Source organism: Nocardiopsis alborubida, from assembly GCF_012396365.1.
Classification (GTDB): domain Bacteria; phylum Actinomycetota; class Actinomycetes; order Streptosporangiales; family Streptosporangiaceae; genus Nocardiopsis; species Nocardiopsis alborubida.
This window is the reverse complement of record NZ_JAAXPG010000006.1, coordinates 87,323-112,559: the sequence shown is the minus strand read 5'-3', so window position 1 is coordinate 112,559 and position 25,237 is coordinate 87,323. Positions and strand designations below refer to the sequence as shown.

Annotated in this window: 21 protein-coding genes, 1 tRNA gene and 1 pseudogene; 10 read left to right on the top strand and 13 right to left on the bottom strand. The window is 72.8% G+C overall.

What is annotated here, in order from left to right; genetic code table 11:
- Positions 1-358 precede the first annotated feature (358 nt).
- From HGB44_RS08160 to HGB44_RS08140, 5 genes are all read right to left on the bottom strand, one after another.
- The gene (locus HGB44_RS08160; protein ID WP_061078387.1) at positions 359-1,150 is read right to left on the bottom strand and encodes a PhzF family phenazine biosynthesis protein; all 792 of its coding nucleotides are present in this window, start codon (positions 1,148-1,150) and stop codon (positions 359-361) included.
- 78 nt (positions 1,151-1,228) lie between these two features.
- Positions 1,229-1,666 carry an Lrp/AsnC family transcriptional regulator gene (locus HGB44_RS08155; RefSeq protein ID WP_017565636.1) on the bottom strand — a complete coding sequence of 146 codons (438 nt, stop codon included), beginning with the start codon at positions 1,664-1,666 and terminating at the stop codon, positions 1,229-1,231.
- Positions 1,667-2,431: 765 nt separating this feature from the next.
- The gene (locus HGB44_RS08150; RefSeq protein WP_061078385.1) at positions 2,432-3,322 is read right to left on the bottom strand and encodes a hypothetical protein; all 891 of its coding nucleotides are present in this window, start codon (positions 3,320-3,322) and stop codon (positions 2,432-2,434) included.
- A 745-nt stretch (positions 3,323-4,067) separates the two neighbouring features.
- Complete coding sequence (kynU, locus tag HGB44_RS08145; RefSeq protein ID WP_061078384.1) at positions 4,068-5,306, bottom strand: kynureninase; 1,239 nt, start codon at positions 5,304-5,306, stop codon at positions 4,068-4,070.
- Positions 5,307-5,343: 37 nt separating this feature from the next.
- Positions 5,344-6,231 carry a tryptophan 2,3-dioxygenase gene (locus tag HGB44_RS08140; RefSeq protein WP_082768176.1) on the bottom strand — a complete coding sequence of 296 codons (888 nt, stop codon included), beginning with the start codon at positions 6,229-6,231 and terminating at the stop codon, positions 5,344-5,346.
- A 208-nt stretch (positions 6,232-6,439) separates the two neighbouring features.
- Here HGB44_RS08140 and HGB44_RS08135 point away from each other — a divergent pair, with 208 nt between their 5' ends.
- Entirely contained in the window at positions 6,440-6,913 is a 474-nt protein-coding gene (locus HGB44_RS08135) for an Lrp/AsnC family transcriptional regulator (RefSeq protein WP_061078383.1), read from the top strand.
- Between the two features lie 166 nt (positions 6,914-7,079).
- Positions 7,080-7,355 carry a DUF4031 domain-containing protein gene (locus tag HGB44_RS08130; protein ID WP_061078382.1) on the top strand — a complete coding sequence of 92 codons (276 nt, stop codon included), beginning with the start codon at positions 7,080-7,082 and terminating at the stop codon, positions 7,353-7,355.
- Between the two features lie 223 nt (positions 7,356-7,578).
- Here the strand turns inward: HGB44_RS08130 and HGB44_RS08125 are convergent, their stop codons facing one another.
- The 3 genes from HGB44_RS08125 to HGB44_RS08115 are packed head-to-tail and all read right to left on the bottom strand — an operon-like array spanning position 7,579 to position 10,602.
- Positions 7,579-8,235, bottom strand: coding sequence for an HD domain-containing protein (locus HGB44_RS08125; protein WP_061078381.1), 657 nt, complete (start codon positions 8,233-8,235; stop codon positions 7,579-7,581).
- Positions 8,236-8,279: 44 nt separating this feature from the next.
- Complete coding sequence (locus tag HGB44_RS08120; protein ID WP_061078380.1) at positions 8,280-8,942, bottom strand: response regulator; 663 nt, start codon at positions 8,940-8,942, stop codon at positions 8,280-8,282.
- Positions 8,943-8,982: 40 nt separating this feature from the next.
- Positions 8,983-10,602, bottom strand: a complete 1,620-nt coding sequence (locus HGB44_RS08115) for a sensor histidine kinase (protein ID WP_061078379.1) — start codon at positions 10,600-10,602, stop codon at positions 8,983-8,985.
- A gap of 300 nt (positions 10,603-10,902) precedes the next feature.
- Here HGB44_RS08115 and HGB44_RS08110 point away from each other — a divergent pair, with 300 nt between their 5' ends.
- Complete coding sequence (locus HGB44_RS08110; protein WP_061078378.1) at positions 10,903-12,156, top strand: MFS transporter; 1,254 nt, start codon at positions 10,903-10,905, stop codon at positions 12,154-12,156.
- A gap of 108 nt (positions 12,157-12,264) precedes the next feature.
- A complete protein-coding gene (locus tag HGB44_RS08105) occupies positions 12,265-12,732 on the top strand; it encodes a VOC family protein (RefSeq protein ID WP_061078377.1) in 468 nt (155 codons plus the stop codon).
- A 96-nt stretch (positions 12,733-12,828) separates the two neighbouring features.
- Here the strand turns inward: HGB44_RS08105 and HGB44_RS08100 are convergent, their stop codons facing one another.
- Positions 12,829-13,599 (bottom strand): DeoR/GlpR family DNA-binding transcription regulator, encoded by a 771-nt coding sequence (locus tag HGB44_RS08100; RefSeq protein WP_013151829.1) that lies wholly within the window; start codon positions 13,597-13,599, stop codon positions 12,829-12,831.
- Between the two features lie 255 nt (positions 13,600-13,854).
- On the opposite strand from HGB44_RS08100, the gene HGB44_RS08095 reads away from it, so the two are divergent.
- Both HGB44_RS08095 and HGB44_RS08090 read left to right on the top strand, forming a co-directional pair.
- Positions 13,855-14,574: a glycerophosphodiester phosphodiesterase gene (locus tag HGB44_RS08095; protein ID WP_061078376.1), complete on the top strand. Its 720-nt coding sequence runs from the start codon at positions 13,855-13,857 to the stop codon at positions 14,572-14,574.
- 83 nt (positions 14,575-14,657) lie between these two features.
- Positions 14,658-15,278 (top strand): TetR/AcrR family transcriptional regulator, encoded by a 621-nt coding sequence (locus tag HGB44_RS08090; protein ID WP_061078375.1) that lies wholly within the window; start codon positions 14,658-14,660, stop codon positions 15,276-15,278.
- 33 nt (positions 15,279-15,311) lie between these two features.
- Here HGB44_RS08090 and HGB44_RS08085 read toward each other — a convergent pair whose 3' ends face one another.
- Positions 15,312-17,231 (bottom strand): SGNH/GDSL hydrolase family protein, encoded by a 1,920-nt coding sequence (locus tag HGB44_RS08085; RefSeq protein ID WP_061078374.1) that lies wholly within the window; start codon positions 17,229-17,231, stop codon positions 15,312-15,314.
- A 657-nt stretch (positions 17,232-17,888) separates the two neighbouring features.
- Positions 17,889-17,962: transfer RNA gene (locus HGB44_RS08080), tRNA-Ile, on the bottom strand.
- 267 nt (positions 17,963-18,229) lie between these two features.
- On the opposite strand from HGB44_RS08080, the gene HGB44_RS08075 reads away from it, so the two are divergent.
- The 3 genes from HGB44_RS08075 to HGB44_RS08065 all read left to right on the top strand — a co-directional run bounded on the left by HGB44_RS08075 (position 18,230) and on the right by HGB44_RS08065 (position 22,538).
- Positions 18,230-19,219: a malate dehydrogenase gene (locus HGB44_RS08075; RefSeq protein ID WP_061078373.1), complete on the top strand. Its 990-nt coding sequence runs from the start codon at positions 18,230-18,232 to the stop codon at positions 19,217-19,219.
- Positions 19,220-19,365: 146 nt separating this feature from the next.
- Positions 19,366-21,858, top strand: coding sequence for a DEAD/DEAH box helicase (locus tag HGB44_RS08070; RefSeq protein WP_061078372.1), 2,493 nt, complete (start codon positions 19,366-19,368; stop codon positions 21,856-21,858).
- Positions 21,859-22,193: 335 nt separating this feature from the next.
- Positions 22,194-22,538, top strand: a complete 345-nt coding sequence (locus HGB44_RS08065) for a hypothetical protein (protein ID WP_061078371.1) — start codon at positions 22,194-22,196, stop codon at positions 22,536-22,538.
- Positions 22,539-22,563: 25 nt separating this feature from the next.
- Here HGB44_RS08065 and HGB44_RS31855 read toward each other — a convergent pair whose 3' ends face one another.
- Both HGB44_RS31855 and HGB44_RS31850 read right to left on the bottom strand, forming a co-directional pair.
- A complete protein-coding gene (locus HGB44_RS31855) occupies positions 22,564-23,034 on the bottom strand; it encodes a cytidine/deoxycytidylate deaminase family protein (RefSeq protein ID WP_231972208.1) in 471 nt (156 codons plus the stop codon).
- Between the two features lie 15 nt (positions 23,035-23,049).
- Positions 23,050-23,733: pseudogene (locus HGB44_RS31850) on the bottom strand (RibD family protein); the annotation flags it as partial.
- Between the two features lie 562 nt (positions 23,734-24,295).
- Here HGB44_RS31850 and HGB44_RS08055 point away from each other — a divergent pair.
- Positions 24,296-25,183, top strand: coding sequence for an SAM-dependent methyltransferase (locus HGB44_RS08055; protein ID WP_061078369.1), 888 nt, complete (start codon positions 24,296-24,298; stop codon positions 25,181-25,183).
- The last annotated feature ends 54 nt before the right edge of the window (positions 25,184-25,237 follow it).

The window sequence follows — 25,237 nt, the reverse complement described above, 5'->3', positions numbered from 1 at the left end:
CCTGTGGGCCGGGTGGCCCGGGTGGGCCGGGTGGGCCGGGTGGGCCGGCTCCGCCGACAGTCCCGGAGACGGTGGCCGTCCGCCGGAGAGGACCGGCCCCGCTGGGGCGGCGGGGCCGGTCTTCCGGGGGGTGCGCCGCGGCCCCCGATACCAAGGGGGTGTGCCGGGGGGACCGCGGCGGGCACCTCCCCGGGAGGGGTGGGGAGGTGCCTCGGACCAGTTCTACCGGAACTCGGGGCCCGGTGAGGGGGAAACCCGGATTCCTCCTTCCCCGCGCCCGCATCCGGCGTCCGCCGGACACCGCGGCCCGCACGGTCGGCTCGGCGCTCCGGGGCGGCCCGCTGGGCCCGGTCGGAACCTAGAGGTACAGCGTGCCGGTGGCCACGGTGACCGCCTCACCGCCGATCAGCACGCGCCCGTTGCGCTCCTCCACCAGCAGGTCGCCGCCGCGCGCGGAGGCCTGGTGCGCGCTCAGCGCGCTGCGGCCCAGGCGGTCGGCCCAGAACGGGGTGAGCACGGTGTGCGCCCTGCCGGTGACCGGGTCCTCGGGCACGCCGACGTTGGGGCCGAAGACGCGGGAGACGAAGTCGGGGCCCTCGTCGGCCCGGGCGGTGACGATGACCAGGTGGTACGGCATCCGCCCCAGAGCGGCGATGTCGGGCAGCAGCCCGCGCACGGCGTCCTCGTCGGCGAGCTCGACCAGCAGGTCCTCTCCCCCGAGGCCCAGTCCGGTCCACAGGGGGCGCGAGCCCAGGGCCTCGGCCAGCCCCTCGGGTTCCTCGACGCGCTTGGGCCACGCGGCGGGGAAGTCCATCCACAGCCGTCCGTCCCGCTCGGTGACGGTGAGGACGCCGCTGTGGGTGGTGAAGCGGTAGGGGCCGGGAACGCCGAGTTCGGACAGGGTGTGCGCGGTGGCCAGGGTGGCGTGTCCGCACAGGTCGACCTCGACGGTGGGGGTGAACCAGCGCAGTTCGTAGTCGGCCCCGGACTCGTGCACGGGCCGGACGAAGGCGGTCTCGGACAGGTTGAACTCGGCGGCCACACCCTGGGCCCAGTCGTCGGAGTAGGTCTCGTCCAGGACCAGGACGGCGGCGGGGTTCCCGGCCAGGGGCCGGTCGGTGAAGGCGTCGACCACGCGGTACTCAGGCATGGGGCCAGAATAGGAGCCTTTCCCGCGCCGCCCCAAGGGCCGTTTCCCGGGGCGGCGGCCCTTTCCCGTCGGCCCCGTCTAGAGCGGCGGCTCGTCGAGGATGAACATGGTCTGCGTGCTCTTGACCTCGGGGATGCGCTGGAGGCGTTCGAGGACGAAGGTGCGCAGGGCCGCGGCGTCGGCGACGCGGACCAGCAGGAGCAGGTCCACGTCCCCGGAGACGAGGGCGGCGTGGTCGACCTCGGGGATGTCGCGCAGGTAGCCGCGGAAACGCTCCCAGGAGTGCTGCTCGATGCGCACGGACACGTAGGCCGACAGGGCGGTGCCGTACTTCTCGGGGTCGATGACGGCGGTGAAGCCGCGGATGACGCCCTCCGTGCGCAGGCGTTCGAGGCGCGAGTAGGCGTTGGCGCGGGAGATGTGCGCCTGTTCGGCGACCGCGCGGATGGACATGCGCCCGTCGTCGCGGAGCAGGGAGATGATGCGGCGGTCGGTGTCGTCCAACTGCACGGCCATGTGTCTTACCTCATACCGCTCACACGATCATCGACGGAGAACATCCGGGTCGCCGCACCGCACTACTGAGCAGTTCGTCCAGTATCCGGATGGACTTCTCGACAATATGGGGTAATTCACCTCATATTCAAGACATGAAGCACACCGATGAGCGATCCGACCCGGCTCCTCCACTCCCCCCGACGGAGCCGGTGCGCCTCGCGGACCGGCACGGCCGGCGTGTGGAACACCCGCGGTCCACCGCTCCCGACCGCACCCGGCTCGCCGGCCTCCACCGCGCCGGGGTCGTCGGCCGCCGCTTCGACCGACAGGACCGGCTGTTCCCCGTCCACCGCGACAGCTTCCGGTGCCCCGCCCCGGTCCCCGGACCGCGGGAGGCCTGAACAACGAGCATCCGATACGGACCTCCGTGCCGCGGACGCGGGAGGGCTCCGGATCCGCGGGCGGCGACGGCGCCGCCGGGACGGCGGACACGGACGCCGGACCGAGGGGCCACGGCACGGGACAGGGCGCGCGGACCCCGTGTCGGCGCGCCCGCGGGGCGGACGGGCCGACACGGTCAACGGCGACCGGCGGCCCGTCCACAACCCCGGGCAGGAGTCCCCGGCCCAGGGCCAGCACGTCCGCGGACCCGGACGGGGTTTCCCGCGGGGCGCGCCGGTTCGCACGGCGCCGCGGACGCGAACGGGGGCCGCGGCCGGTCGGCCGCGGCCCCCGCGGTGCACCGGGACCCGTGTCCCGGCTGGTGGGCTGCCCGGGTGCGGGTCAGCGCCCGCCGCGCAGCCGGTCGATCACGGAGTTCAGCCGCGAGCTCAGACCGTGGCGGCCGCTGCTCGCGTCCGTCAGGCTTCCGCCGTCGTCCTCGGCTCCGGCGTGGGCGCCGGACGGGCGGCGGGTCCAGGCGAAGAACACGGCGAGCAGGACGGCCGGGATGAGGGCCAGGGCCAGCAGCCCGGTGCCGCTGATGACGCCGTCGGAGCCCATGAGCTGGAAACCGGAGAGGTCGTTGGCCGCGGTCTCGGCGGTCACACCGCCGTCACCGTCCTCGCTCCCGTCCTCGGCGGCGCCCTCCTCGGGCTCCTCCTTGGCGCTCTGCTCGGCCTCGCCCTCGGCCTTCTTCGGGGCGGGCTCCTCGGACTCCTCGGTCCTCTGCGCGCCCTCCTCGGCGGACTCCTCCGGCTCCGAGGACTCCTCCTCGGGGAGAGCGTCCTCGGGGATCGGGGAGACCGCGTCCTCGCACTTGTTGCCGGGCTGCTGGAAGGGGTGCGGTGCGCCCTCGGTGCCCGCGCCGTCGCCCCACTTGGTGATGTAGTACTCCACCTCAAGGTGGCCGTTGCCACCGCTGACGGTGTAGTTGCTGTCGTTCCAGGTCTCGCCCGTGATCTCGGCGAAGGTCTTGCCGTCCATGTCGAGGAGGACGTCACAACCCTCGGAGGGGGCGCCCGGGCCGCGGTCTCCGATGAAGAACTCGGCTTTCTTGCCCTCGTGGACGACATAGCCCTCGGTGCCGAGCGGCCAGCTGGGGCTGGAGAAGAGCCCCTTCTGCATGGGTTCTCCGCCCGCGGGGGCTCCGGTGTCCCCGTTGATGCCGGAACCGTCGTCCCAGAAGTAGGTCGCGGTGACTTCGCCGTGCTGAATGGGAGTGTCGTTGCTCATAAGTAGGAAGCCAGGTTGACGACAGGGCCGAGAAGACCGTGGGCATGACTCACCCGGCGTGCGGGCACGCTCGGTGCGCCCCCGCGAGGGCGTGGTCAAGGCAGGGTTCTCCCGCGTCGCTGGCGGCGAGTGGCGGGCGGGAACGGGATGTACCGATGGGATTCGGCGTCTCCGCTGGCGCAGGCGCGTGGATTCGCGCGGCCCTGTTCCCGGGGAAAGAGGTCTCGACTCCCTTGCGGCTCTCAGCCGGTCAAGGGCTCGGCATCGGTTCGTCAAACAGCAATAACGAACCGATCACGAGGACACTAACCCACGTTTAGGCAAAGCGCGCAATCCCCGCAGGTAAAATGACCTTGCGTGTCTCTCGCAATACGTTACGAAACAGGGCGCACGAGGGGCCGAAAACGCGAAAGGCCCCGTTGGCAGGGGATTTACGGACCGACCTGAGGATGACGGACGGGCCTTCCGTGGCCCTCGTCATAGTTTCGGCCCCGCCCGGCCGAGGACGGCCGCGAAGCGGCACGGGTCCGTGCGGGGAGCCGCGGACCACGGGTCGCGGCGGCGGAGGCACCGGATACCGACGAATGTGGTCAGGACCACGCAATCCCCACACCCGGGAACGGTCAGCGGCGACCGGGGCGGCCCCGGGCGCGGGCAGGGGAACCCCGGAAGGCTGCCCGTCCGACGGCCGGGGCCGCGACCGGCCGGCGGTCCGGCCCCGGGGGGTGGGGCCGGACCGCCGGGCTCAGGTCACCTGGCCGCGACGGGCGAAGCGCTCCTGGCGCCACTCCCCCGTCTCCACGACCTCCAGCAGGGCCTGCGCGGCGTCCCACACGTCCGCGTAGCGCAGGTAGAGCGGGGTGAACCCGAACCGCATGACGTCGGGGGCTCGGAAGTCGCCGATCACACCGCGCGCGATGAGCGCCTGCACGATCGGGTACCCGGCGCCCTCCTCCGGCTGCACCAGGGCCACCTGGCTGCCGCGCCGCGCGTGCTCCGCCGGGGTGATCGAGGAGATGCCCGCCTGAGCCGCGCGCTCCAGGAACAGGTCGGTCATGGCCAGGCTCTTGGCGCGCACCAGGCCCATGTCCGCCCGGGCCCACACGTCCAGGCTCGCCTCCAGGGCGGCGTCGGCCACCAGCGGCTGCGAACCGCTCAGGAAGCGCGACACCCCCTCGGCGGGCTCGTAGTCCGCGGTGAAGTCGAAGGGGCGGGCGTGCCCGTGCCAGCCGCTCAGGGGCTGGTCGGCCACGGCGTGGTGGCGGCGGGCGGCGTACAGGAACGCGGGGGCGCCCGGCCCCGCGTTGAGGTACTTGTAGGTGCATCCCACCGCGAAGTCGGCGCCGCTGCCGGACAGGTCGATCGGGACCGCGCCCGCGCTGTGGCACAGGTCCCAGACCACCAGGGCGCCGTGCTCGTGGGCCAGGCGGGTGATGCCCGGCATGTCGCGCAGGGTGCCGCTGCGGTAGTCCACGTGGCTGAGCAGCAGGACCGCGACGTCGCCCCGCTCCAGGTCCCGGGCCAGCGCGGGACCGTCGGGGTCCACGCGCCTCTGGGTGGCGCCCGTCAGCGCGGCCGCGCCCTCGGCGACGTACAGGTCGGTGGGGAAGTTGCCCGCCTCGCCCAGTACCACCGAACGGTCGGACATGCGCAGCGCCGCGACCAGGGTCTTGAACAGGTTGGCCGAGGTGCCGTCGCCGACGACGACCTCGTCGGCCGCCGCGCCGACCAGCGGCGCGACCTTGGCGCCCAGGGTGCGCGGCTTGTCCCACCACCCGGCGTCGTTCCAGCTGCGGATGAGGTCGCGCCCCCACTCGCGTTCGATCATGTCGGCGACCCGGCCGGGGGTGGAGCGCGGAAGCGCGCCCAGCGAGTTGCCGTCCAGGTAGACCACGCCCTCGGGGAGGACGAACTCCTCCCTGAAGGGGGCGAGGGGGTCGGCCGCGTCGAGCGCGACGCATTCCGCGCGGGTGGCGGGGGTCATCGGGTCCTGCTTCCTCGTGGCAGCGGGTGGGAACGGGTCAGACGGTACTGCGGAGGGACCACAGCTCGGGGAAGACGTCCTGCTCGGCGTTGCGCGCCAGCCAGTTCAGGCCGTTGGAGCCGCCGCTGCCGGGCCTTCCGCCCAGGGTGCGCTTGACGGCGACCAGGTGGCGCTGGCGCCACCGGGTGACCCTCTCGGCGACGTCGAGCAGCGCCTCGGCCAGCAGGAACAGCTCGTTGCCGGGCACGTCGTCGGCGTAGACGGCCTTCCAGGCCTCCTCCACGCCGGGGCTGGCCTCGTAGGACAGGGTCCAGTCGCGCTCGACGCGGTCCTTGGGCACCGGCAGGCCGCGGCGGTGCAGCAGCCGCAGCGCCGCGTCGTAGAGCCCGGGACGCTCCAGCAGGGTGGTGAGGTCGTCGACGACGCCGTCCATGGCCTTGTGCGGGCGGATCATGGCGGCGGACTTGTTGCCGAGCAGGAACTCCAGCTTGCGGTAGCCGTAGGACTGGAAGCCCGAGGCCTCGCCGAAGGAGTCGCGGAAGCGGTTGAACTCGGTGGGCGTCATGTCGGCGAGCAGGCCCCAGGAGTCGTTGAGCACGTCCTGGGCGTTGCGGGCGCGGCGCAGCCAGGCCAGGGCGCCGGGCACGTCGTCGGACTCCAGCGCGTCGCGGGCGGCCTCCCAGCGCTCCTGCACCAGGGCGAACAGCAGCTCCATGACCTGGGTGGCGATGATGAACGAGGGCTCGGCGGGCTCGGCGGTGCGCGGCCTCTGGAGGGACAGCAGGGTGTCGATCCCGGCGTAGTCGACGTAGGGGGTCGCGCGCTCGAAGGACAGGGTCGGGCTGTCGGCCCCGGCGCTCCGGGCCGCCTCGGCCCCACCGGGGTCACCGGCGTACGGACACTGCTGGGCGGTGGTGGAGAGCATGCGGAACCCCTTGTCGGAATCGCGTGTACGGCAGGGCGTCAGCGGCGCCGCGGGCGGAGGGATCCGCCCCCGCGCACGGCCGCCGGGCGCGTGAGGTGACATCATCGGGCACCCGCACCCCGGACAGGAAGGGCTGACGGACACGCTAAGGGGACATTGGCCTAGCATTCGCAAGACATTGTGACTTTCGACTTTGGGAACGCAAAGCATGGCATCACGGTTGGCAACCCCGCTGGACAGCGTCGACCAGCGCATCCTCGCCGAGCTCCAACAGGACGGGCGCCTGTCCTTCAACGAACTGTCCCGCCGGGTGAACCTGTCGGCGCCCGCCGTCGCCGACCGCGTACGGCGCCTCACCGACCGCGGGGTGATCACCGGCTACCACGCGCACGTGGACCCGGCCGCGGCCGGACTTCCCGTCACCGCCCTGGTGCGCATGGAGTGCTTCGGCGCGCACTGCCTGCTTCGCGACGAGGCCTCGCTGGAGATGCCGGAGATCCTCCAGGTGCACCGGGTGACCGGCGACGACTGCTGTGTCCTGCTCATCGCGGTCCGCTCCATGGAGCACTTCGAGGAGGTCATCGACAGGCTCGCCGAGCACGGGCGCCCCTCCAGCACCATGGTGATGTCCAGCCCCGTGCCCTGGCGCCCGGTGAGCGCTCCGGTGACCGGACGGCCCTGACCGTGCGACCAGGTGCGGGGAGCCGTCGAGGGCAAACGGCTGAGAGCCGCACCCGCGGCCCCCCCGGGGGGATCGCCTCGCCGCGCGGAGCGCGGCAGGCCGCGCCTCACGCGCCGCTCCCCCACACGACCGAGAACCAGGACGGCAGGGGCTCTAGGCTTCTGGGATGAGCGTTCTCATCGACACCCCGGTCTGGCCGGGGCCGCGCGGCTGGCTGTTCGCGCACCTGGTCAGCGACAGCTCCTACGACGAGCTGCACGCCTTCGCCCGCGCGCTCGGGGCGGACCCGCGCGCGTTCGAGCGCGACCACTACGACATCCCCGAGCACCTGCACGCCCGGGCCCTGGAACTGGGCGCCGAGCACGTCAGCGGCCGCGAGCTGGTCACGCGCCTGCGCGCGTCCGGGCTGCGGCGGCCCAAGGCCGCCCGGCTGACCGGCTGACCGGCACCGCCCGACGGGACCCGCCAGGCCGGCAGGACTCGGTTCCACAGCCGCCGACAGGTGAGCACCGCCGCCGGAAGCAGTCGGGTTCCGGTGTCAGGCCGTGCCCCCGCCGGTCGGCCGGGAGGCCAGACCGCTGACGGGGCGGCGTGCCCGCCCCACCCGGCGTGAGCACCGGATCCATGAGGCCGCGCGTCGCTTGGTCCGCCGGGCGGCGGGCGGTTCAGGGCGGAGGCGGCTCCACCGGGGGCGGGGCGTTCAGCCGGTCGAGTTCGGCGAGCACGTTCACCCGCGCACGCGCCTCCCAGCGCGCCCGCCCGGACGGGGTGTGGAACAGGTGGGGCGCCTCCAGCAGCGACCGCAGCACCGCGGTCCGGCCCGTGCGGAAGTCCTCGTCGGGAACGTGCCGGTACTCGGCGCGCACCGCCGTGGTGTAGGCCAGGTACTCGTCGGCCGGGGCGGCCAGCACCGACAGGTCGGCGTCGCAGAGCACCGCGCCGTCGGCGTCCCACCTCCCCGGCCGGTGCGTCGCGGTCACCCCGACCAGGCGCACGACCTCGCGGACCCGCGCGGCCTCCATTCCCATCAGGGACAGCAGCCGCTCGGCGAGCCGAGCGCTCTCACGCTCGTCCCGCCCCGGGACCCCCTCGTAGACGGCGTCGTGGAACCAGACCGCGTGGCGCACGAGGTCGGCGTCGCGCACCCCCTCCTCGCGGAGCAGCAGGTCGACCGCGCGCAGTACGGCCTCCAGGTGGGCGAGCGTGTGGTAGCGGCGGTGCGGCTCGTTCCAGCGGACCAGGAGTTCGGTGCCGACCGCCACCGCCTCGGGGCCGTCCCCGGCGAGCCCGCGCCAGGCGGCGTCCAGCCACGCGTCGTTCATGACCCCCAGTCTTCCCCACCGGGACCGCTTCTCCCGGCACCGGGTCAGGTGGCGGAGGTGTCCACGAGTCCGGCCTCGTGGGCGAGGATGGCCGCCTGCACCCTGTTGCGCATCTCCAGCCGGTTGAGGATGGCGCTGACGTAGCTCTTGACGGTGCCCTCCACGAGGAACAGCCGCTCGGCGATGTCCGCGTTGGACAGGCCCGCCCCGACCAGGGCCAGCACCTCGCGCTCGCGCTGGGTGAGCTCCTCGACGCGGGCGACGGCCGCCGCCTCCCGGGCGGCCCGGGGACCGCCGAACCGGGCGATGACCTGGCGCGCCACCTGGGGGGACAGGTAGGCGCCGCCGTCGGCGACCGCGTGCACCCCGGCGATCAGCTCGCGGGGGTCGCCCGCCTTGAGCAGGAAGCCGCTGGCGCCGCCGCCGAGCGCCTGGGAGATGTAGCTGTCCTCCCCGAAGGTGGTGAGGATGACCACGGCGGTCTCGGGCGCGACCCTGCGGATCTCCGCCGTGGCCGCGAGGCCGTCCATCCGGGGCATCCGGATGTCCAGCAGCGCCACGTCGGGGCGGTGGGAGAGCACCAGGTCCACGGCCTCACGGCCGTCGGCGGCCTCGGTCACCACCTCGATCTCCGGGTCGCTGCTCACGATCGCCCGCACTCCGGCGCGGATCATCGCCTCGTCGTCGGCGAGCAGCACCCTGATCACGTCTGTCCCTCTTCCCTGTGTCCGTTCTGGGATCGCGTGGTCACCGTAGCGGCGCCTCCTCCTTGGTCAACAGGCGCCCCTCGGCGAAGCACAGCTGGTAGAACGTCATCTCACCGCCGAACAACACGCTGTCGCCGCGGTAGTAGCTGCACGCGGCGCCCGGGGGGACGGCGTCCTCCTCCAGCATGCCCGCGTCCATGTACACCGAGTCCTCGGGCAGCACCGCCTCGACCTCGGCCTGGGAGTCGCCGACGGTCAGGGCGGCGAACTCCTCGGGGGTCAGGGTGGCCCGCTCCATGTTCGTGACGCTGATCCAGCCCAGTGTGGACACCACCACCGCGGCCGCGACGACCGGGACCAGCGCCAGGGCCAGCGTCCAGCCGCGCACCCTGCGGCGGGCGGCGAGCTGGAGCTGGTCGATCTGGGCCGCCTCCCCGACCTCGTCGGGCTCCGCCCCCGCGGTGCCGTCCAGCGGCATGGTCGCGCAGACCTCCCAGCCGCCGTCGCCGTCCGGTCCGGCGGCGAAGGAGCCCCCGGTCAGGCGGACGCGCTCGCGCAGGCCGATGAGCCCGCGCCTGCCGCCCGGACCGGTGTCGGGGCACGGCCCCGAGGGCGCGGAGTTGGTGACCCTCGCCTCCACCCGTTCCCCGCTCGTGGTCAGCCACACCGTCACGTCGGCGCCGGGGGCGTACTTGGCGGCGTTGGTGAGCGACTCCTGGACGACCCGGTGGACCGCCCGGTCGACCATCGGCGGCAGGCCGCCGGTCTCCCCGTCGCGCACCAGCACGACCCGCATACCGGAGTCGCGGACGCGCTCGACCAGGGCGGGGACGCCCTCGCCCGCGGGGGACATGGGCGCGGGTTCGGTGTCGGCGCGCAGCACTCCGATGATCTCCCGCAGGCGGTGGGTGGCGTTGACGGCGGTGACCCGCAGCTCGGCCGCCGAGCGGCGGTGCTCCCCGTCCAGGTCGGGGCTGACCTCCAGGGCCCCGGCGCGCAGGGCGATGAGGCTGAGCTCGTGGCCGAGGGAGTCGTGCATGTCCTGGGCGATGCGGGAGCGCTCGCGGAGCCTGGCCTCGTCGACGGTGAGACGGTGCTCGCGCTGGAGCTGGCGGGCGTGCTCCCATCCGGCCTCGGCCAGGGCCACGTGCTGGCGCCTGTAGACGCCCACCAGCCAGGGGAGCACGACGCTGAACACCATGGTGCTCACGGTGGCGGTCATGGAGGTCCACCCCGCCGGTTCGTCGGGCCACAGCAGCGCCGCGACCACCGTCCACAGGACGGTGGCGGACGTGAAGAGCACCAGCGCCGCCCAGACCGTGGGGAGGCGGCGGCCCGCCAGGTAGGCGACGCACAGCAACAGGATGCCGAACCCGTACACCCAGAACGAGCCGAGCAGGGCCACGACCAGGGCGAGCAGCGGGTAGAGGCGGCCGAGCAGCACGGTCAGCGCGGTCAGCGCGACGGCGGCGCCCGCGGTGGCGAGCGCCTCGGCGGCGGGCATCCCCCCGGAGAGCCAGCGGACGGACACCTCCCCCAGGCACAGGGCGGCGATCGCGGCACCGAACAGCACGTCGCGCCAGACGGCGCCCCGGGTGGGCCAGCCCCCGAGCGGGGACAGCGCGCTCCGAAGGCCCGCGCGCGGTACGGAGAGGTCCATGCCGGGAAACCTACACACCGGGGGCGGGTCGGCGGCACCGACGAAAGTCAGGGTGGGGCCTCCCCCTCCGGGGAGCGGTGCGTGCGCGTGCGCCCGTCCGCCCTTGCCCGCGCGGCGCACCCGGTGCGGGCGCGGGGGCCCACCGGAACCCCGCGAGTCCCCGCACGGGTACCGGAAGGGCTTCCACCCGCGAACGCCAGCCATATCATGGGATGAATTTTGGCCCTTCCGCGATGACCCGAGCCGCACGGCCGTGCCGGGATCCGGGGGTCGGGAACCACGACCGCGGACAGGGGCCGGATGTCACCTTTGGACACGCTGCGACGCATGCACCACATCGCCGGGTGGCCGCTGCTCCTGAGCACCTTCCTCGCCCGCCTGCCCATCTCCATGTCCCTGATCGGCCTGCTCACCCTGGTCACCACCACGACCGGGAGCGTGGCCGCCGCCGGTGCGGTGACCGGGGCCTTCGCGCTCGGGGAGACCGTGGGCGGCCCCGTCATCGCCCGGTTCGCCGACCGGCGCGGGCAGCGGGTCCCGGTGCTGGTCACCTCGCTCGTGGACGCCGTGCTCGTCACCGTGCTCGTGTTCGCCGTCCTCGCGGAGGCCTCCGCCCCGGTCCTGGCCGCGCTGGCCGCCGTGGCGGGCCTGTGCATGCCCCAGATCGGCCCCATGGCGCGCACGCGCTGGGTGGTGCTCATCCGGAGGGGACCGCACAGGGGCGAGGAGCGCGAGCGCTCGGTGTCCGCGGCGATGTCGGTCGAGGGCGTGCTGGACGAGGCCGCGTTCGTCCTGGGCCCCGCCCTGGTGGGACTGCTCACCGTGACGCTCTCGCCGGCGGCGAGCGTGCTGGGCGCGGCCGTGCTCATCGGCGTGTTCGGGACCGTGTTCGCCCTGCACCCCACCGCTCCGCCCGGGACCCCTCCGGCGCGCGGCGCCGGGGGCCGCATCGCCACGCCCGCGCTGCTGGTGCTGGCCGTCCCCATGTTCTGCCAGGGCCTGTTCTTCGGCGGCATGTCCACCGGTGTGACCGCCTTCTCGGCCGCCTCCGGGCACGGGGACCTGTCCGGGCTGATGTACGCGGTGATGGGCACCAGCAGCGCCGTCGCGGGCCTGCTGATGGCCTCCGTCCCCGTGGGCTTCCCGCTCACGGCGCGGACCCGGATCGCGGCGGGCGCGCTGTTCCTGCTCACCCTGCCGCTGTACGCGGCCCACGGCGCGGCCGCTCTGGCGGTGGCCATCTTCGTCCTGGGCGCCGCGATCGGCCCGCACATCGTGAGCCTGTTCGGGCTGATCGAGAGGGCCGCCCCGGCGAGCCGCCTGTCCCAGTCGATGGCCGTCATCCTGAGCTGCCTGATCCTGGGCCAGGCGCTGGGGTCGACGGTCGCGGGCGTCCTCGCCGACGCCCACGGCCACCAGGGGGCGTTCGTGCTGGCCACCCTGGGCGGCCTGGTCTCCCTCGCGGTGACCGTCCTGGTGATGCGCACCCGCTGGTACGTCCGCGGCGAACCGTCCTCTCCTGCGGTGGTGACGCGCTCCACTCCGGGCCGCTGAGGGGCGCGACCGGGCAGGTCAGGGAGCGTGTTCGGGTGATTCGGGGAACATCAGGCGTTAAACCCGCGTTAAAGAGGGACCCATCATTCTGACTCCGACCTAGGCTCGATGATCGTGCTCGATCTACTGGCCACCATCGGCCCCCGCCGCAGAGAGGTGCCCGTGCCCCAGCTCAACGGGCTCGCCCGCGTCACCCTGTCGGTCCGCGACCGCGACGAGAGTGTGCGCTTCTACCGCACGGTCCTGGGTTTCCAGGTCCTCGGCAAGCGCGACCACGAGGGCACACGGCGCACCGAGTGCCAGCACCCGGCCACCGGGCTGCTGCTGGCGCTCATCCAGCACCGCGACAACTTCAAGGGCAGGTTCGACCGCAGGCACTGCGGCCTGGACCGCCTCACCCTGGGCGTCGAGAACCTGGGCGAACTGGAGGCATGGGAGGAGCGCTTCGCGGAGATGGACGTGGAGCACTCCCCGGTGATGCACGGCGAGGAGGGCTCCACCCTGCTCTTCTACGACCCGGACGGCACCGAACTGGCCCTGTTCGCCCACGCCGAGCTCGACGCCGGCGAGGACTGAGCCGCGTCAGGCCGCGACCGTGGCCTCCGCGGTCCGCGCCGCGGACCGGGCTCCGGCGGACCGGCGCCGTCGGAGGCGCCCGGCGGACGCGCGGCCCTACTCCACCTCGACCAGCTTCAGGCGCACGTCGCGCTCGGCGAGGTCGTCCACGGCCGAGCGCGGGAGCCGGTCGTCGGTGATGATCAGGTCGAACTCCTCCAGGCTCGCCACCCTGAAGGTGCCGAACTTGCCGTACTTGGTGCTGTCGACCGTGAGCACGCTCTTGGAGGCGATCCGCAGCAGCGCCTGCTTGGCGACCACCTTGGCCTCGGAGGGCGTGGTCGACCCGCGCTCGGCGTCCCAGGAGCTGCTGGCGATGAAGGCCAGGTCGACGTTCACCTGGCGCAGGAAGTCGGCGGTGAAGCGCCCGACCGAGGAGTGGTCGGAGTGCGAGACCACCCCGCCGGTGTGGATCAGCTCGATCCCCGGGTACTCCATCAGGTGGCCCACGACGTTGAAGTCGCTGGTGATGACCGTCAGGCCGACCTTGTCGGTGAGCAGGGGGACCATCTGCAGCGTGGTCGTGCCCGCGTCCAGGTAGATGGTGAAGTTCTCCCGGACCAGGTCGGCCGCCGCGCGCGCTATGGCCCGTTTGGCGGGTACCTCCAGCTGTGCCTTGGCCAGGTAGGAGGGCTCGCTCTTGAGCCGCGCCGCGAGCCGCACCCCCCCGGTGACCGACAGCACCTTGCCGTCGTTCTCCAGCGCCTGGATGTCACGCCGAACCGTCATGTGGGACACGGACAGCATCGACGTGAGCTCGTTGATGCTCAGCACGTGGCGCTCCTGAAGGAGCTTGAGGATGTGCTCTCGTCTCTGGTCCGGAATCATCGTTCGCCTCACACTCCAGGGACGGTCATGGGGCACCGTGCGGTCACGATGCCGTGTAACAAAGTTTCCCAGCTCGCCGCACCCCGTCGGCGTCCTCACGACGTGAGTCCGCTCGCAATCGTGGCACCACGTAACGGGATCGGTGACGGCGGCACCGGTCCGCGCCGGGGCCGCCCGCTCGGCCGCGCCCGCCCACGGTAGGCGTTTTTCCTGTTTGCACCACGTAAGGCGGAAGTCTTTGCCACCCTTGACGGCATGACGTTGTCCATCGCACTGCGCGGAGACACCGCACGCTTCCCGGGAAACACCCTCCCGGCCCTGCGTTCAGCCTCGCTTGCCGGGGCGGACCTGGTCAAGATCGACGTCCACCTCACCTCCGACGGCTATCCCGTCCTGGTTGACGAACGGCTCGTGGCCCTTCCCGGTTCCCCGCCCCGCCCCGTGGGGGAACTGACCCTGGCCGAACTGGCCTCCGCCCGCGACGACGTGGAGCGGCGCGTGCCCACCCTGATGGAGGTGCTCGCCGAGTACACCGGCGACGCTCCCCCTCCCCTGCTCGTGGACGCCTGCGCGCCCGAGGCGGCGCTGGCGGCGGACGGGCTGCTGCGGGCGCGCGGGTTCGGCGACCAGGTGCTCTTCACCGGTTCCACCGAGACCCTCGACGCCCTGCGGGGCCGCAGCCCCGAGGCCCGGCTGATGCTGGCCTGGGACAAGCCGGGCCCGCCTCCCGAGGACGTGGTGCGGACCCTGCGGCCCGCCTACCTCGGCACGCACTACACGCTGCTGACCCGGGACCTGGTCTCGGAGATGCACCGCCGCGGCTACCTCGTCACGGCGTGGACGGTGAACGACTTCCCCGAGATGGCACGCGTGGTGGGCATGGGCGTGGACGCGCTCGCCACCGAGCGGATCGAGGACCTCGTTTCGCTGACCAGCGGCCGGGATCGGCGGACACCGGCCGCCGGTCCGGCCTGAGGACGGAGGCCACGGAACCGATCCGATGAAGACCGCACGCCCTCCCTCTCTCCGGGGGCGTACTCGAAGCGATGAGACACCACATGACGGCCGACGCATCCCCTCACGCGCTCCGCACCGCGGCCCCCGTCCTGGACTGCGCCGCGCACCTGTTCGCCCAGCACGGCTCACAAGGACTGGCCATGTCCGAGCTGACCTCCCGGATCTCGGACGAGACCGGGGCCGACCCCGCCGCGCTCAGACGCGCCTTCCCCACACGGTTCGACCTGGCCTACGCCGTCGTGCTGCGCTCCACCCGGGAGCGGGTGCACGGGCAGCTGGCCGCGGACCGGCCGGACCGGCCCGCGATCGAACGCATGTCGACGCTGGTCAGGCGACACGTGGAGACCGGTTGGCAGCACCGCGCGGCGACCGCGCTGGGGTACGAGCTGCTGCCGGTCTTGCGCGCCATCCATCCGGCCCGCCACCGCGAGGTCAGCTCCCTGACGCGGACGTACCGCGAGCACGTCCGCGGCATCATCCTGGACGGCGTGACCCGCGGGGTCTTCGGAGTGCGCGAACCCGGGCGGGTCGCCGACGACGTTCTGGAGACCTTCGACTCCCTGCTGCACTGGTACGACCCCGGGGCCGGGCTGAGCCTGGACGACCTCGGCGCCGTCTACGTGGACCTGGTCATCCACCACCACCTGGGGTGTCCGCGCTGACCGGGCGGCCGGGGGCCGCCCCCTGCGCTCCCGCTAGCCGCCGACGAGCTGGTAGAGGTCCACGGACTCGGCCAACGCGCGCAGTCCGGCGTCCCCCGGGTGGAGGTGGTCGCCCGAGTCGTAGGCGGGCAGCATGCGGCTGGGGTCCTGCGGGTCGCGCAGGACCGCGTCGAAGTCCCACACGCCGTCGAAGGGCGAGAGGGGGTCGTACGCCTGCGCCCGCAGGTGGGTGTTGACCTGCTGGCGGGCACGGTCGACCTCCTCGGTGCAGCGCAGCTCTCCCCCGCAGGGGCCGAGCGTGGCCGCGAACACCCGCATGCCGTGCTCGCGGGCCAGCCCCGCGATCTCCTCGATCCCGCTGATCACCGACTCGGGCGGGGTGCTCCAGCGCAGGTCGTTGATCCCGGCGAAGATGACCAGGGTGTCCACCCCGCTCTGGGCCAGCACGTCCCGGTGCACCCGGTGGGTCAGCGCCACCCCGGTGGGGTTGGTGGAGACGCCCTCCCCCGGGTAGCCGTCCCTGATCACGTGGTTTCCGGCCACGCCGAGGTTGAGCACGCCCGGGTTGGGCAGCCCCGACTGCTCGGCCAGACGGGCGCTGAGCACGTCGGGCCAGCGGGCGTGGGCGTCGGGGGTGGAGCGGATCCCGTCGGTGATGGAGTCGCCGAAGGCCGCGATCGCGCCCGGCCCCCCGGAGACCTCCACCGCCGCGAGGAAGGGCCACTGCGCGACCCGGCCGGTGAACGGCTGCCCCGTGGTGTCCAGGGTCAGGTCGCCGCTGCCGGGCGCGCTGGTGTAGTTGGTGTCCACCGAGGCGTAGTGCACCGGCGCGGTGGTCACCTGCTCGGGCACGTGGATGCTGACCAGCATGTCGGTCTGCGGCGGCAGGAGCATCTCGACGGGGTCGCTGAACACCTGTCCCCCGGCCGGGATGACGGTGTCGGAACGTCCCCCGAAGGTGAGCGGGACCGCGGCGCCGCGGGTGTCGGCACCGGTCCCGCGCAGCGCCACGGAGGCCGCGCCCACGGTGACGGGGGCGGCGGCGAAGGTGTTGTCCAGGCGGATCCGGACCGTGTGGCCGCCGGTGGTGGTGCGCACCGCCAGCCGCAGGGTCTGGTCCCGCCAGGGGCCGACCTCCATGTAGCCGGAGGTGGCGCGCGCCCAGGTGCCCGTCCACTCCGTGTCCGCGGCGCGCCCGCCCACGGAGAACACGTGGATGCGTCCCGAGTCGTCGGCGGTCTCGGGCAGCACCACGTGGGAGATCTCGCGGGCGGGGTCCACGGTGACGCCGCGCGCGTACAGGCGCGCCGCGCCGAGGGTGGGGCTGGGCCCGGCGTGCCGCGCGGAGTTGGCGTAGGGCAGGGTGAGCGCGGCCTCGCTCGCGGGTCCGGCGGTCCAGTGCGGGACGGACAGGGTGAACTCCTGCTCCCGGCCGTCGGCGTAGACCACGCGGCCGGTTCCGGTGACCTCGGCCTCGATGCCGTCGGTGCGGGTCGCGGTGGCCAGGAAGGCGAGCGACCGGTAGCGCTCGTCCGCGAGCCGGAGGAACTGGCCGTCCGAGACCAGGTGGTCGGGGCGGCCGGGGGCGTAGTCGGGCAGTTCCATGGGCGTGCCGAGCAGGACCACCTCGCGGCCGGGCGTCCACCCCGCGGCGGCCAGCGCCTGGGAGGACAGGCTGTTCCCGGCGCCGTCGATGTCGACGGTGGCGACGGAGGTGTCCCGGGAGACGCCGATCCGGTCGACGAGGCCGCGGAAGGGGACGGCGTTCACCGCGGGGACCGTCTGCTCCCTGGGTTCGGAGGGCCCGGCGCCGTCGTCCCGGGAGACCGCGGTGTTGACCACGACCACGAGGAGCACCGCCACGGCCGCCGCGGCCAGGCCGCGCAGCAGGCGGGGGCGGGGGTTCGCCCGTTGCCGGTGGGTTCCGCGCCGCCGTGTGCCGTCCGCTCCCAACGCTCGTCCCTCCCCCCGAATGCATCCGTCCACCGACTGTCGGACTCCGCCGGGCGCGCGGTGGTTGCTGAGACGTGGACCACCGCGTCCCTCGGAACGGCCGCCAGTGTAAACGAGCCGCCACCGCCGGGCGCGGAGGTTCCGGGATGTACTGGACGGCGGGTCGTATGGCCTGCGACCTGCACGGAACGGGAAAACGCGAAGGAGCGTCGGATTCGGGCAGGAGTGCCGCCACATTCATCCGATGTCGGACCGGAAAACCGGACGTCCGTTATTCGGATACCGCAGCGAGGACTTCTCCTGAGGGAAGGAACATACCAAAGGCCCTATAAGCAGACAAAATACAAGCGGAGAAACGGACGCCGCGGCTTCCCCGTCCCGTGGCGCCGCCACTCCCGTCCTCGCCCGGAGGACGGCGGGGCACGGGTGCGCGGCGGAGCCGGCACCGCACGTGGCGCTCGTGCTGGGCGCCCTTTCCGGGAACGGACGGCCGCCGCGCCGTGGAACGGCGCCGCCGACCGCGCACCGTCCAAACTCCGGCGCCTATTGCACGGTCTCCGGACCTCGGTGGCGGTTCCCGGGCACAGCCCGCGGCAAAGAAAGCGCCGCTGACCTGTATCCACAGGTCAGCGGCGCTTTTTTGGTGTTCGGAGAGGGTAGGCCGGGCAGGACTCGAACCCGCGACCCAGGGATTATGAGTCCCCTGCTCTAACCAACTGAGCTACCGGCCCGCCGTGATCGGCAAACGCCATCCTAACAGGGTGGGTCCGACGTTTCCCCGCCCTAAATCCGTTACCGGACGGGGCCTCCCGGCCGCCCTCGCGGAGCGGCCTGAGAAGACGTACCGAGCCCCTGGGTCACAGCACGCGGGAGCACGCGGTCTAGGGTGGTGAGGTGCGGCGCGCGCCTGGACGGCCCCCAGCGCCCGGCACCGAAGCCGCGTCGAACCCGTTGTGAGCATCGCGGGTCGCGAAACGTCGTCAGGGAGAGTTCACGTCATGTCCAAAGCACCCGTCAACGTCACCGTCACCGGCGCCGCCGGCCAGATCGGCTACGCGCTGCTGTTCCGGATCGCCTCCGGCCAGCTGCTCGGCGCCGACACCCCGGTGAAGCTGCGCCTGCTGGAGATCCCGCAGGCCGTCAAGGCCGCCGAGGGCACGGCGATGGAGCTGGACGACTGCGCCTTCCCGCTGCTCCAGGGCATCGACATCTTCGACGACGCCACCCAGGCCTTCCAGGGCGCCAACGTCGCCCTGCTGGTCGGCGCCCGCCCGCGCAGCAAGGGCATGGAGCGCGGCGACCTGCTGGAGGCCAACGGCGGCATCTTCAAGCCCCAGGGCGAGGCGATCAACGCCGGCGCGGCCGACGACATCCGCGTGCTGGTGGTGGGCAACCCCGCCAACACCAACGCCCTCATCGCCCAGAGCCACGCCCCCGACGTCCCGGCCGAGCGCTTCACCGCGATGACGCGTCTGGACCACAACCGCGCGCTCACCCAGCTCGCCAAGAAGCTCGACGTGTCGATCAACGACATCAGGAAGCTCACGATCTGGGGCAACCACTCCGCCACACAGTACCCGGACGTGTTCCACGCCGAGGTCAACGGCGCCAACGCGGCCAAGGCCGTCGGCGACCAGGCCTGGCTGGAGAACGACTTCATCCCGACCGTCGCCAAGCGCGGCGCCGCGATCATCGAGGCCCGGGGCGCCTCCTCGGCGGCCTCCGCCGCCAACGCCGCCATCGACCACGTCCACGACTGGGTCAACGGCACCCCCGAGGGCGACTGGACCTCCGCGGCCATCCCGTCCGACGGCTCCTACGGCGTGCCCGAGGGCATCATCTCCTCCTTCCCCGTCGTCTCGCGCGACGGCAGGTGGGAGATCGTGCAGGGCCTGGAGATCGACGACTTCTCCCGCGCCCGCATCGACGCCTCCGTCAAGGAGCTCGTCGAGGAGCGCGACACCGTCAGGCAGCTCGGCCTGATCTGACCGCCGCGACGCCGGTGACGCGACGGGCGCGCCCCCGCACGGGGTGCGCCCGTCGCCGTCCCATGGTCCGGGGCGTTCCGCACGACGGGCACCGTCCCGAAGGGGGCCGGGAAGCAGGCAGTATAGAGACCGTGAGTCTCATCGATGTGCTTCCGGCCGAACCAGAACCCGACTCCCTCTTCGAGGCGTTCGCTTTGTGGGCCGAGGAGCGGGGCCTCACCCTCTACCCGCACCAGGAGGAGGCCCTCATCGAGGTCGTCTCCGGGTCCAACGTCATCCTCAACACCCCCACCGGTTCGGGCAAGAGCATGGTGGCCACGGGCGCGCTCTTCGCGGCGCTGGCCCGCAACGAGTGCGCGTTCTACACCGCGCCCATCAAGGCGCTGGTGTCGGAGAAGTTCTTCGACCTGTGCAAGATCTTCGGCACCGACAACGTGGGCATGATGACCGGCGACGCCAGCGTCAACGCCGACGCGCCCATCGTGTGCTGCACGGCGGAGGTCCTGGCCCAGATCGCCCTGGCCGAGGGCGCGGACGCCGACATCAACACCGTCGTCATGGACGAGTTCCACTTCTACGCCGAGCCCGACCGCGGGTGGGCGTGGCAGGTGCCGCTGCTGGAGATGCCGCAGGCGCAGTTCCTGCTGATGTCGGCCACCCTGGGCGACGTCAGCCGCTTCGAGGAGGACCTGGAGAAGCGCACCGGGCGCTCCACCGCCGTGGTGGCCTCGGCCGAGCGCCCCGTCCCCCTCTACTACGACTACCGGGTCACCCCGCTGCACGAGACGCTGGAGGAGCTGCTCGGCAGCGGCAACGCCCCCGTGTACATCGTGCACTTCACCCAGGCGCAGGCGGTCGAGCGCGCGCAGTCGCTGACCAGCATCAACATGTGCACCAAGGAGGAGAAGGCGGCGATCGCCGCGGAGATCGGCAACTTCCGCTTCACCACCAAGTTCGGCCGCAACCTGTCCCGGTACGTGCGGCACGGCATCGGCGTGCACCACGCGGGCATGCTGCCCAAGTACCGGCGCCTGGTCGAGCGCCTGGCCCAGTCGGGGCTGCTCAAGGTCATCTGCGGCACCGACACCCTCGGCGTGGGCGTCAACGTGCCCATCCGCACGGTGCTGTTCACCGCGCTGAGCAAGTACGACGGGGTGCGCGTGCGCCGCCTGCGCGCCCGCGAGTTCCACCAGATCGCCGGGCGCGCGGGACGCGCCGGGTTCGACACCGTCGGCAACGTGGTGGCCCAGGCGCCCGAGCACGTCATCGAGAACGAGAAGGCCCTGGCCAAGGTCGGCGACGACGCCAAGAAGCGGCGCAAGGTGGTGCGCAAGAAGGCCCCGGAGGGCTTCGTCTCCTGGGACGAGGCCACCTTCACCAAGCTCATCGAGGCCGACCCCGAGCCCCTGACCTCGAGGTTCAGGGTCAGCAACGCCATGCTGCTGAGCGTGATCGCCCGCCCGGGCAACTGTTTCCCGGCGATGAAGCACCTGCTCACCGAGAACCACGACGACCGCCCGAGGCAGCGCCGCCACATCAGCGAGGCCATCGCCATCTACCGGTCGCTGCTGGACGGCGGGATCGTGGAGGCGCTCCCCGAGCCCGACGCGCAGGGGCGCACCGCGCGGCTGACCGTGGACCTCCAGGCCGACTTCGCGCTCAACCAGCCGCTGTCCACCTTCGCGCTGGCCGCACTGGACCTGCTGGACAAGCAGTCGCCCACGTACCCGCTGGACGTGCTCAGCGTGGTGGAGTCCACCCTGGACGACCCGAGGCAGATCCTGGGCGCCCAGCTCAACAAGGCCCGCGGCGAGGCCGTCCAGCAGATGAAGATGGACGGCATCGAGTACGACGAGCGCATGGAGCGGCTGGAGGAGGTCGACTACCCCAAGCCGCTGGAGGAGCTGCTCGGCCACGCCTACGAGGTGTACCGGCGCGGGCACCCGTGGGTGGGCGACCACCCGCTCCGGCCCAAGACGGTGGCCCGGGACATGTACGAGCGGGCGATGACCTTCGTCGAGTACGTGGGCTACTACGAGCTGGCCCGCTCGGAGGGGCTCGTGCTGCGCTACCTGGCCAGCGCGTACAAGGCGCTCAACCAGACGGTGCCCGACGACGCCAAGACCGAGGAGCTGCGCGACCTCATCGAGTGGCTGGGCGAGCTGGTCCGCCAGGTGGACTCCAGCCTGCTGGACGAGTGGGAGCAGCTGACCAACCCCGAGGTGGAGGTGCCGCAGGACGCCGCCGCGGCCGAGGAGAAGGTGCGGCCCGTCACCACCAACGAGCGGGCGTTCCGGGTGCTGGTGCGCAACGAGATGTTCCGCCGCGTGGAGCTGGCCGCCCTGCGCCGCCACGACGAACTCGGGCGGATGGACGAGGACGGGGAGTGGGACGCCGAGGCCTGGGAGGAGGCCCTGGACGCCTACTTCGAGGAGCACGACGCGATCGGGACCGGCCCGGACGCGCGCGGCCCGGCGATGCTGCTCATCGAGCAGGAGCCGGAGCTGTGGCGGGTCCGCCAGATCTTCGCCGACCCGGCGGGCGACCACGACTGGGGCATCAGCGCCGAGGTGGACCTGGCCGCGTCCGACGTCGAGGGGCGCGCGGTGGTGCACGTGGCGGACGTGGACCGGCTGTAGGGCGGGCGGTACCGGCCGCGGGCGGTGAACGGTCGACGGGTGCCACCGGCCGCCGCGGCGAACGCGGTCTGCCGCGGGCGCCGCTGGCCGCGCGGGAGCGGCCGTTTCCGGGCACGCCCATGCCGCCCCGGGGGGAGGACCCCCTGTACCAAGCAAACACGCCCGGGCCCGAGCCGCGCCACAGCCGGATCCGGCCTGTGTACGACCCGGGGCGGGCTGCCTCCGGCGGGTAGAAAGGACGACACAGGGTCCGGCGCCGCCGGACCCGCTCACCTGCCCGCCGACCCCTCCCGCTCCAGCGGTCGTGCGGACCTTCACACACAGGAGGTTCGACCATGCCCCTTCCCCTGATCGCCTGGGCCGTCGCCGCGGGAGGCGCCGCGGCCGCCGCCTACGTCGCCCGCCGGATGTCCAGGGACGAGGAGTTCGCCGGAAGGGTCCGCGAGGTCGCCGGTTCCTTCGGCAGGACGGTGTCGGCCAGCGACGAACTCGACGGGCTCCTGGAGATGGAGGAGCCCGTCGCCATGCGCCACCTCGACGCCAGGGCGCCCCGGATGAGCGCCCAGGAGTGGGACGACTTCTCCGGGGCGGTGCACGCCCGCGTCACCAACCCCTACGAGGACGAGGGGACCAAGGCCCGGACGCGCCGCCTGTACTCCTACGCGGGCAACCTCAGATGACGCAGCCGCCCCGCCGGGCTCCCGCTCAGTCCAGCAGGTGGGCGTTGACCTCGCGCACGCCCCCGGCCAGGTCGGGCCTTTCCACGACCGTCCGGCCCGCCGCGCGCAGGCGCTCGGCGCCGTCGCAGTCCACGAACACGGAGGGCTCGCGCCAGGCGAACACCACGCGCGCGAGGGGTGTGGCCAGGATCAGGGCCGAGCAGGGCAACGGCCGGGAGGAGCGGGAGCTGCACGGTTCCAGGGACGAGTACAGGGTGGCGCCGGCCAGCCGGGGGTCGTCGGCGTCCACCTCCCGCAGGGCCGCCTCCTCGGCGTGGTCGTGCGGGTCGTCACGGCGCGAGTAGCCCTCGCCCAGGACGGTGCCGTCGGCGGCGACCACGGCGCAGCCCACCGAGAACGCCGTGTCCGAGGGCGGGCAGGAGCGGGACAGCTCGACGGTGCGGCGCAGCCACCGGGCGTCGGACTCCCCCTCGGCGGGGGACGGACCGGCGCTCACGCGCGCTCCCTGGTCCAGCCGGTAGCGCAGGACGGCCACGTCGCCCAGCGCCCTGGCCTCCACCAGCCGCATCGGCGCGTCGGGGGTCTGCGGGAAGGCGCCTGGCACGACGAAGCGCGGGGCGTCCTCCTGCCCCACCAGGAAGGGGGCCACCGCCAGCCGGAGTTCGTCGACCAGCCCGGAGGTGAGGAAGAGGGTGTGGACGTGCCCGCCGCCCTCGACCAGCAGACGGGCGACGCCCCTGCCGGCCAGGTCGGCCAGCACGGCCCGGGCGGTGGGGGGATCCCCGGCGTCCACGACCTCGGCGGGCGGGTCGGCGGCGGGCCGGTCGGCCAGCGCGCGCCGGGCGGTCTCCACGCCCTCCCCGCCGGTGTAGACGACGGCGCCCGCGTCCCCGGTGGAGAAGAAGCGGGCCGCGGGGTCGATCTCTCCGCCTCGGGTGACCAGGGCCTTGAGCAGGTGCGCGGTGCGCCCGCGCTCCCGGCGGCGTTCGCGCAGCTCCGGAGAGCGCACCAGCAGCCGCGGGTTGTCGGCGCGCAGGGTGCCCGCGCCGACGAGGATGGCGTCGCACTCCGCCCGCAGTTCGTCGATCTCGGCGAAGTCGGCCTCGTTGGACAGGCGCAGCCGCTCGGGCCCGGTGTCGTCGATGCGTCCGTCGACCGACATGGCGCAGCTGAGGATGGTGTACGGGCGGTCCATGGTCCCAGGCTAGCCACAGCGCGGAGCCGGGCGGGTCTGTGTGCGGCCGGGTCGGTGTCCGGGAGAGTCGGCGTCCGAACGGTGTTCCGCTGTTTTCGGACCGCCGCTCCGCCCTTCACCGGTTGCGCCGCATTCCTGGGCCCGCCGGGGAATTTTCGCAGGTGGCGACTACGGGCGCGGAATTTCCCTCCGATATGCGCGGGGAACGCTTTTCGCCGTTCCCTCGGCTGGAACACGCCCGCGGTCCCGCCCCGGGGCCGGGACACAACCACCCGTACCCACACGTCTCTCCCGTCACACGCGCGTACTCGCGGGACCCGGGAAGCCCGTATCCACGGGCTTACGGCCTCCGGGACCCCGTCCCGATTCCTCTCATAATGGACATTAGGCGTATAGCACCCAGCCCGCCCAGGATCGCCCTTCGCCACACCCCGCAGTACTTCCCGGGCACCGCGAACACCGGTTTTTATGACCGGTGTCTGTGACTCGGTTAACAACACCGCTCACGCGGAATACAATCCAGTGGTCGACCACTCTTCCCACCTCAGACAAGAGGACGGCGATGTCTCGATTCACCTCTCCCGCTTTCCTGAGGCAGGCGGGGGGCAAACACCTCCGCGCCCACCCACCGCCCGCCGTCGACCTGACCCGACCCAGCGTGGCGCGGCTGCACTCCTTCCACCTCAAGGGCAAGGACCACTTCGAGGCGGACCGGGACCTGGCCAGCCGCGCGGAGCGGGCCGCTCCGGGGTTCCAGGACCTCGTGCTGGGTGAGCGGGCCTTCCTCCAGCGCGCCGTCCGCCACCTGTGCGCGGACCTGGGCATCCGGCAGTTCATCCAGTTCGGCGCGGGCCTTCCCGCACCGGGCGATCCGCACGAGGTCGCGCACGAGAGCGACCCCCGGGCCCGGGTCGTCTACGCCACCGACGACCCGGTGGTCCTGACCCACCACCTCGCCCTGCTCCGCGACCGGCGCACCACCACCGCGGTGCACGCCTCGCTCACCCGTCCGGAAGAGCTCCTGAACAGCTCCGAGACCCGGAGCTTCCTCGACCTGGACGAGCCCGTCGGCCTGCTGCTCACCGGCGCCGTCACGCACACCTCCGACGCCGACCACCCGGCCGAGCACATCGCCGCCCTGCGCGACGCGCTGGCTCCGGGCAGCCACATGGTCCTCAGCCACTACTGCCGCCCCGACCCGGCCGTCTACCCCAAGGACGCGGCGCGGGCCGAGCAGCTGGACCAGGTGTTCGCCGAGCGCCTGCGGTCCGGCCGCTGGCGCTCCCGGCAGGCCATCCTCGGCTTCTTCGAGGGCTGGCGCGTCGCCGAGCCCGGCGTGATCGAGGTCCAGCGGTGGCGCACGCTACCCGTGGCCCCGCCCGTACCCGGCTGCTACCAGATGCCCCAGCGCAACCGCCGACTGCTCATCGGCGGTGTCGGCGGGATCTGAGGCGTTCCTCCTCCCCGCGTCGCAGCCGCCCCGGACCGGCAGCGGGCGAGGTTC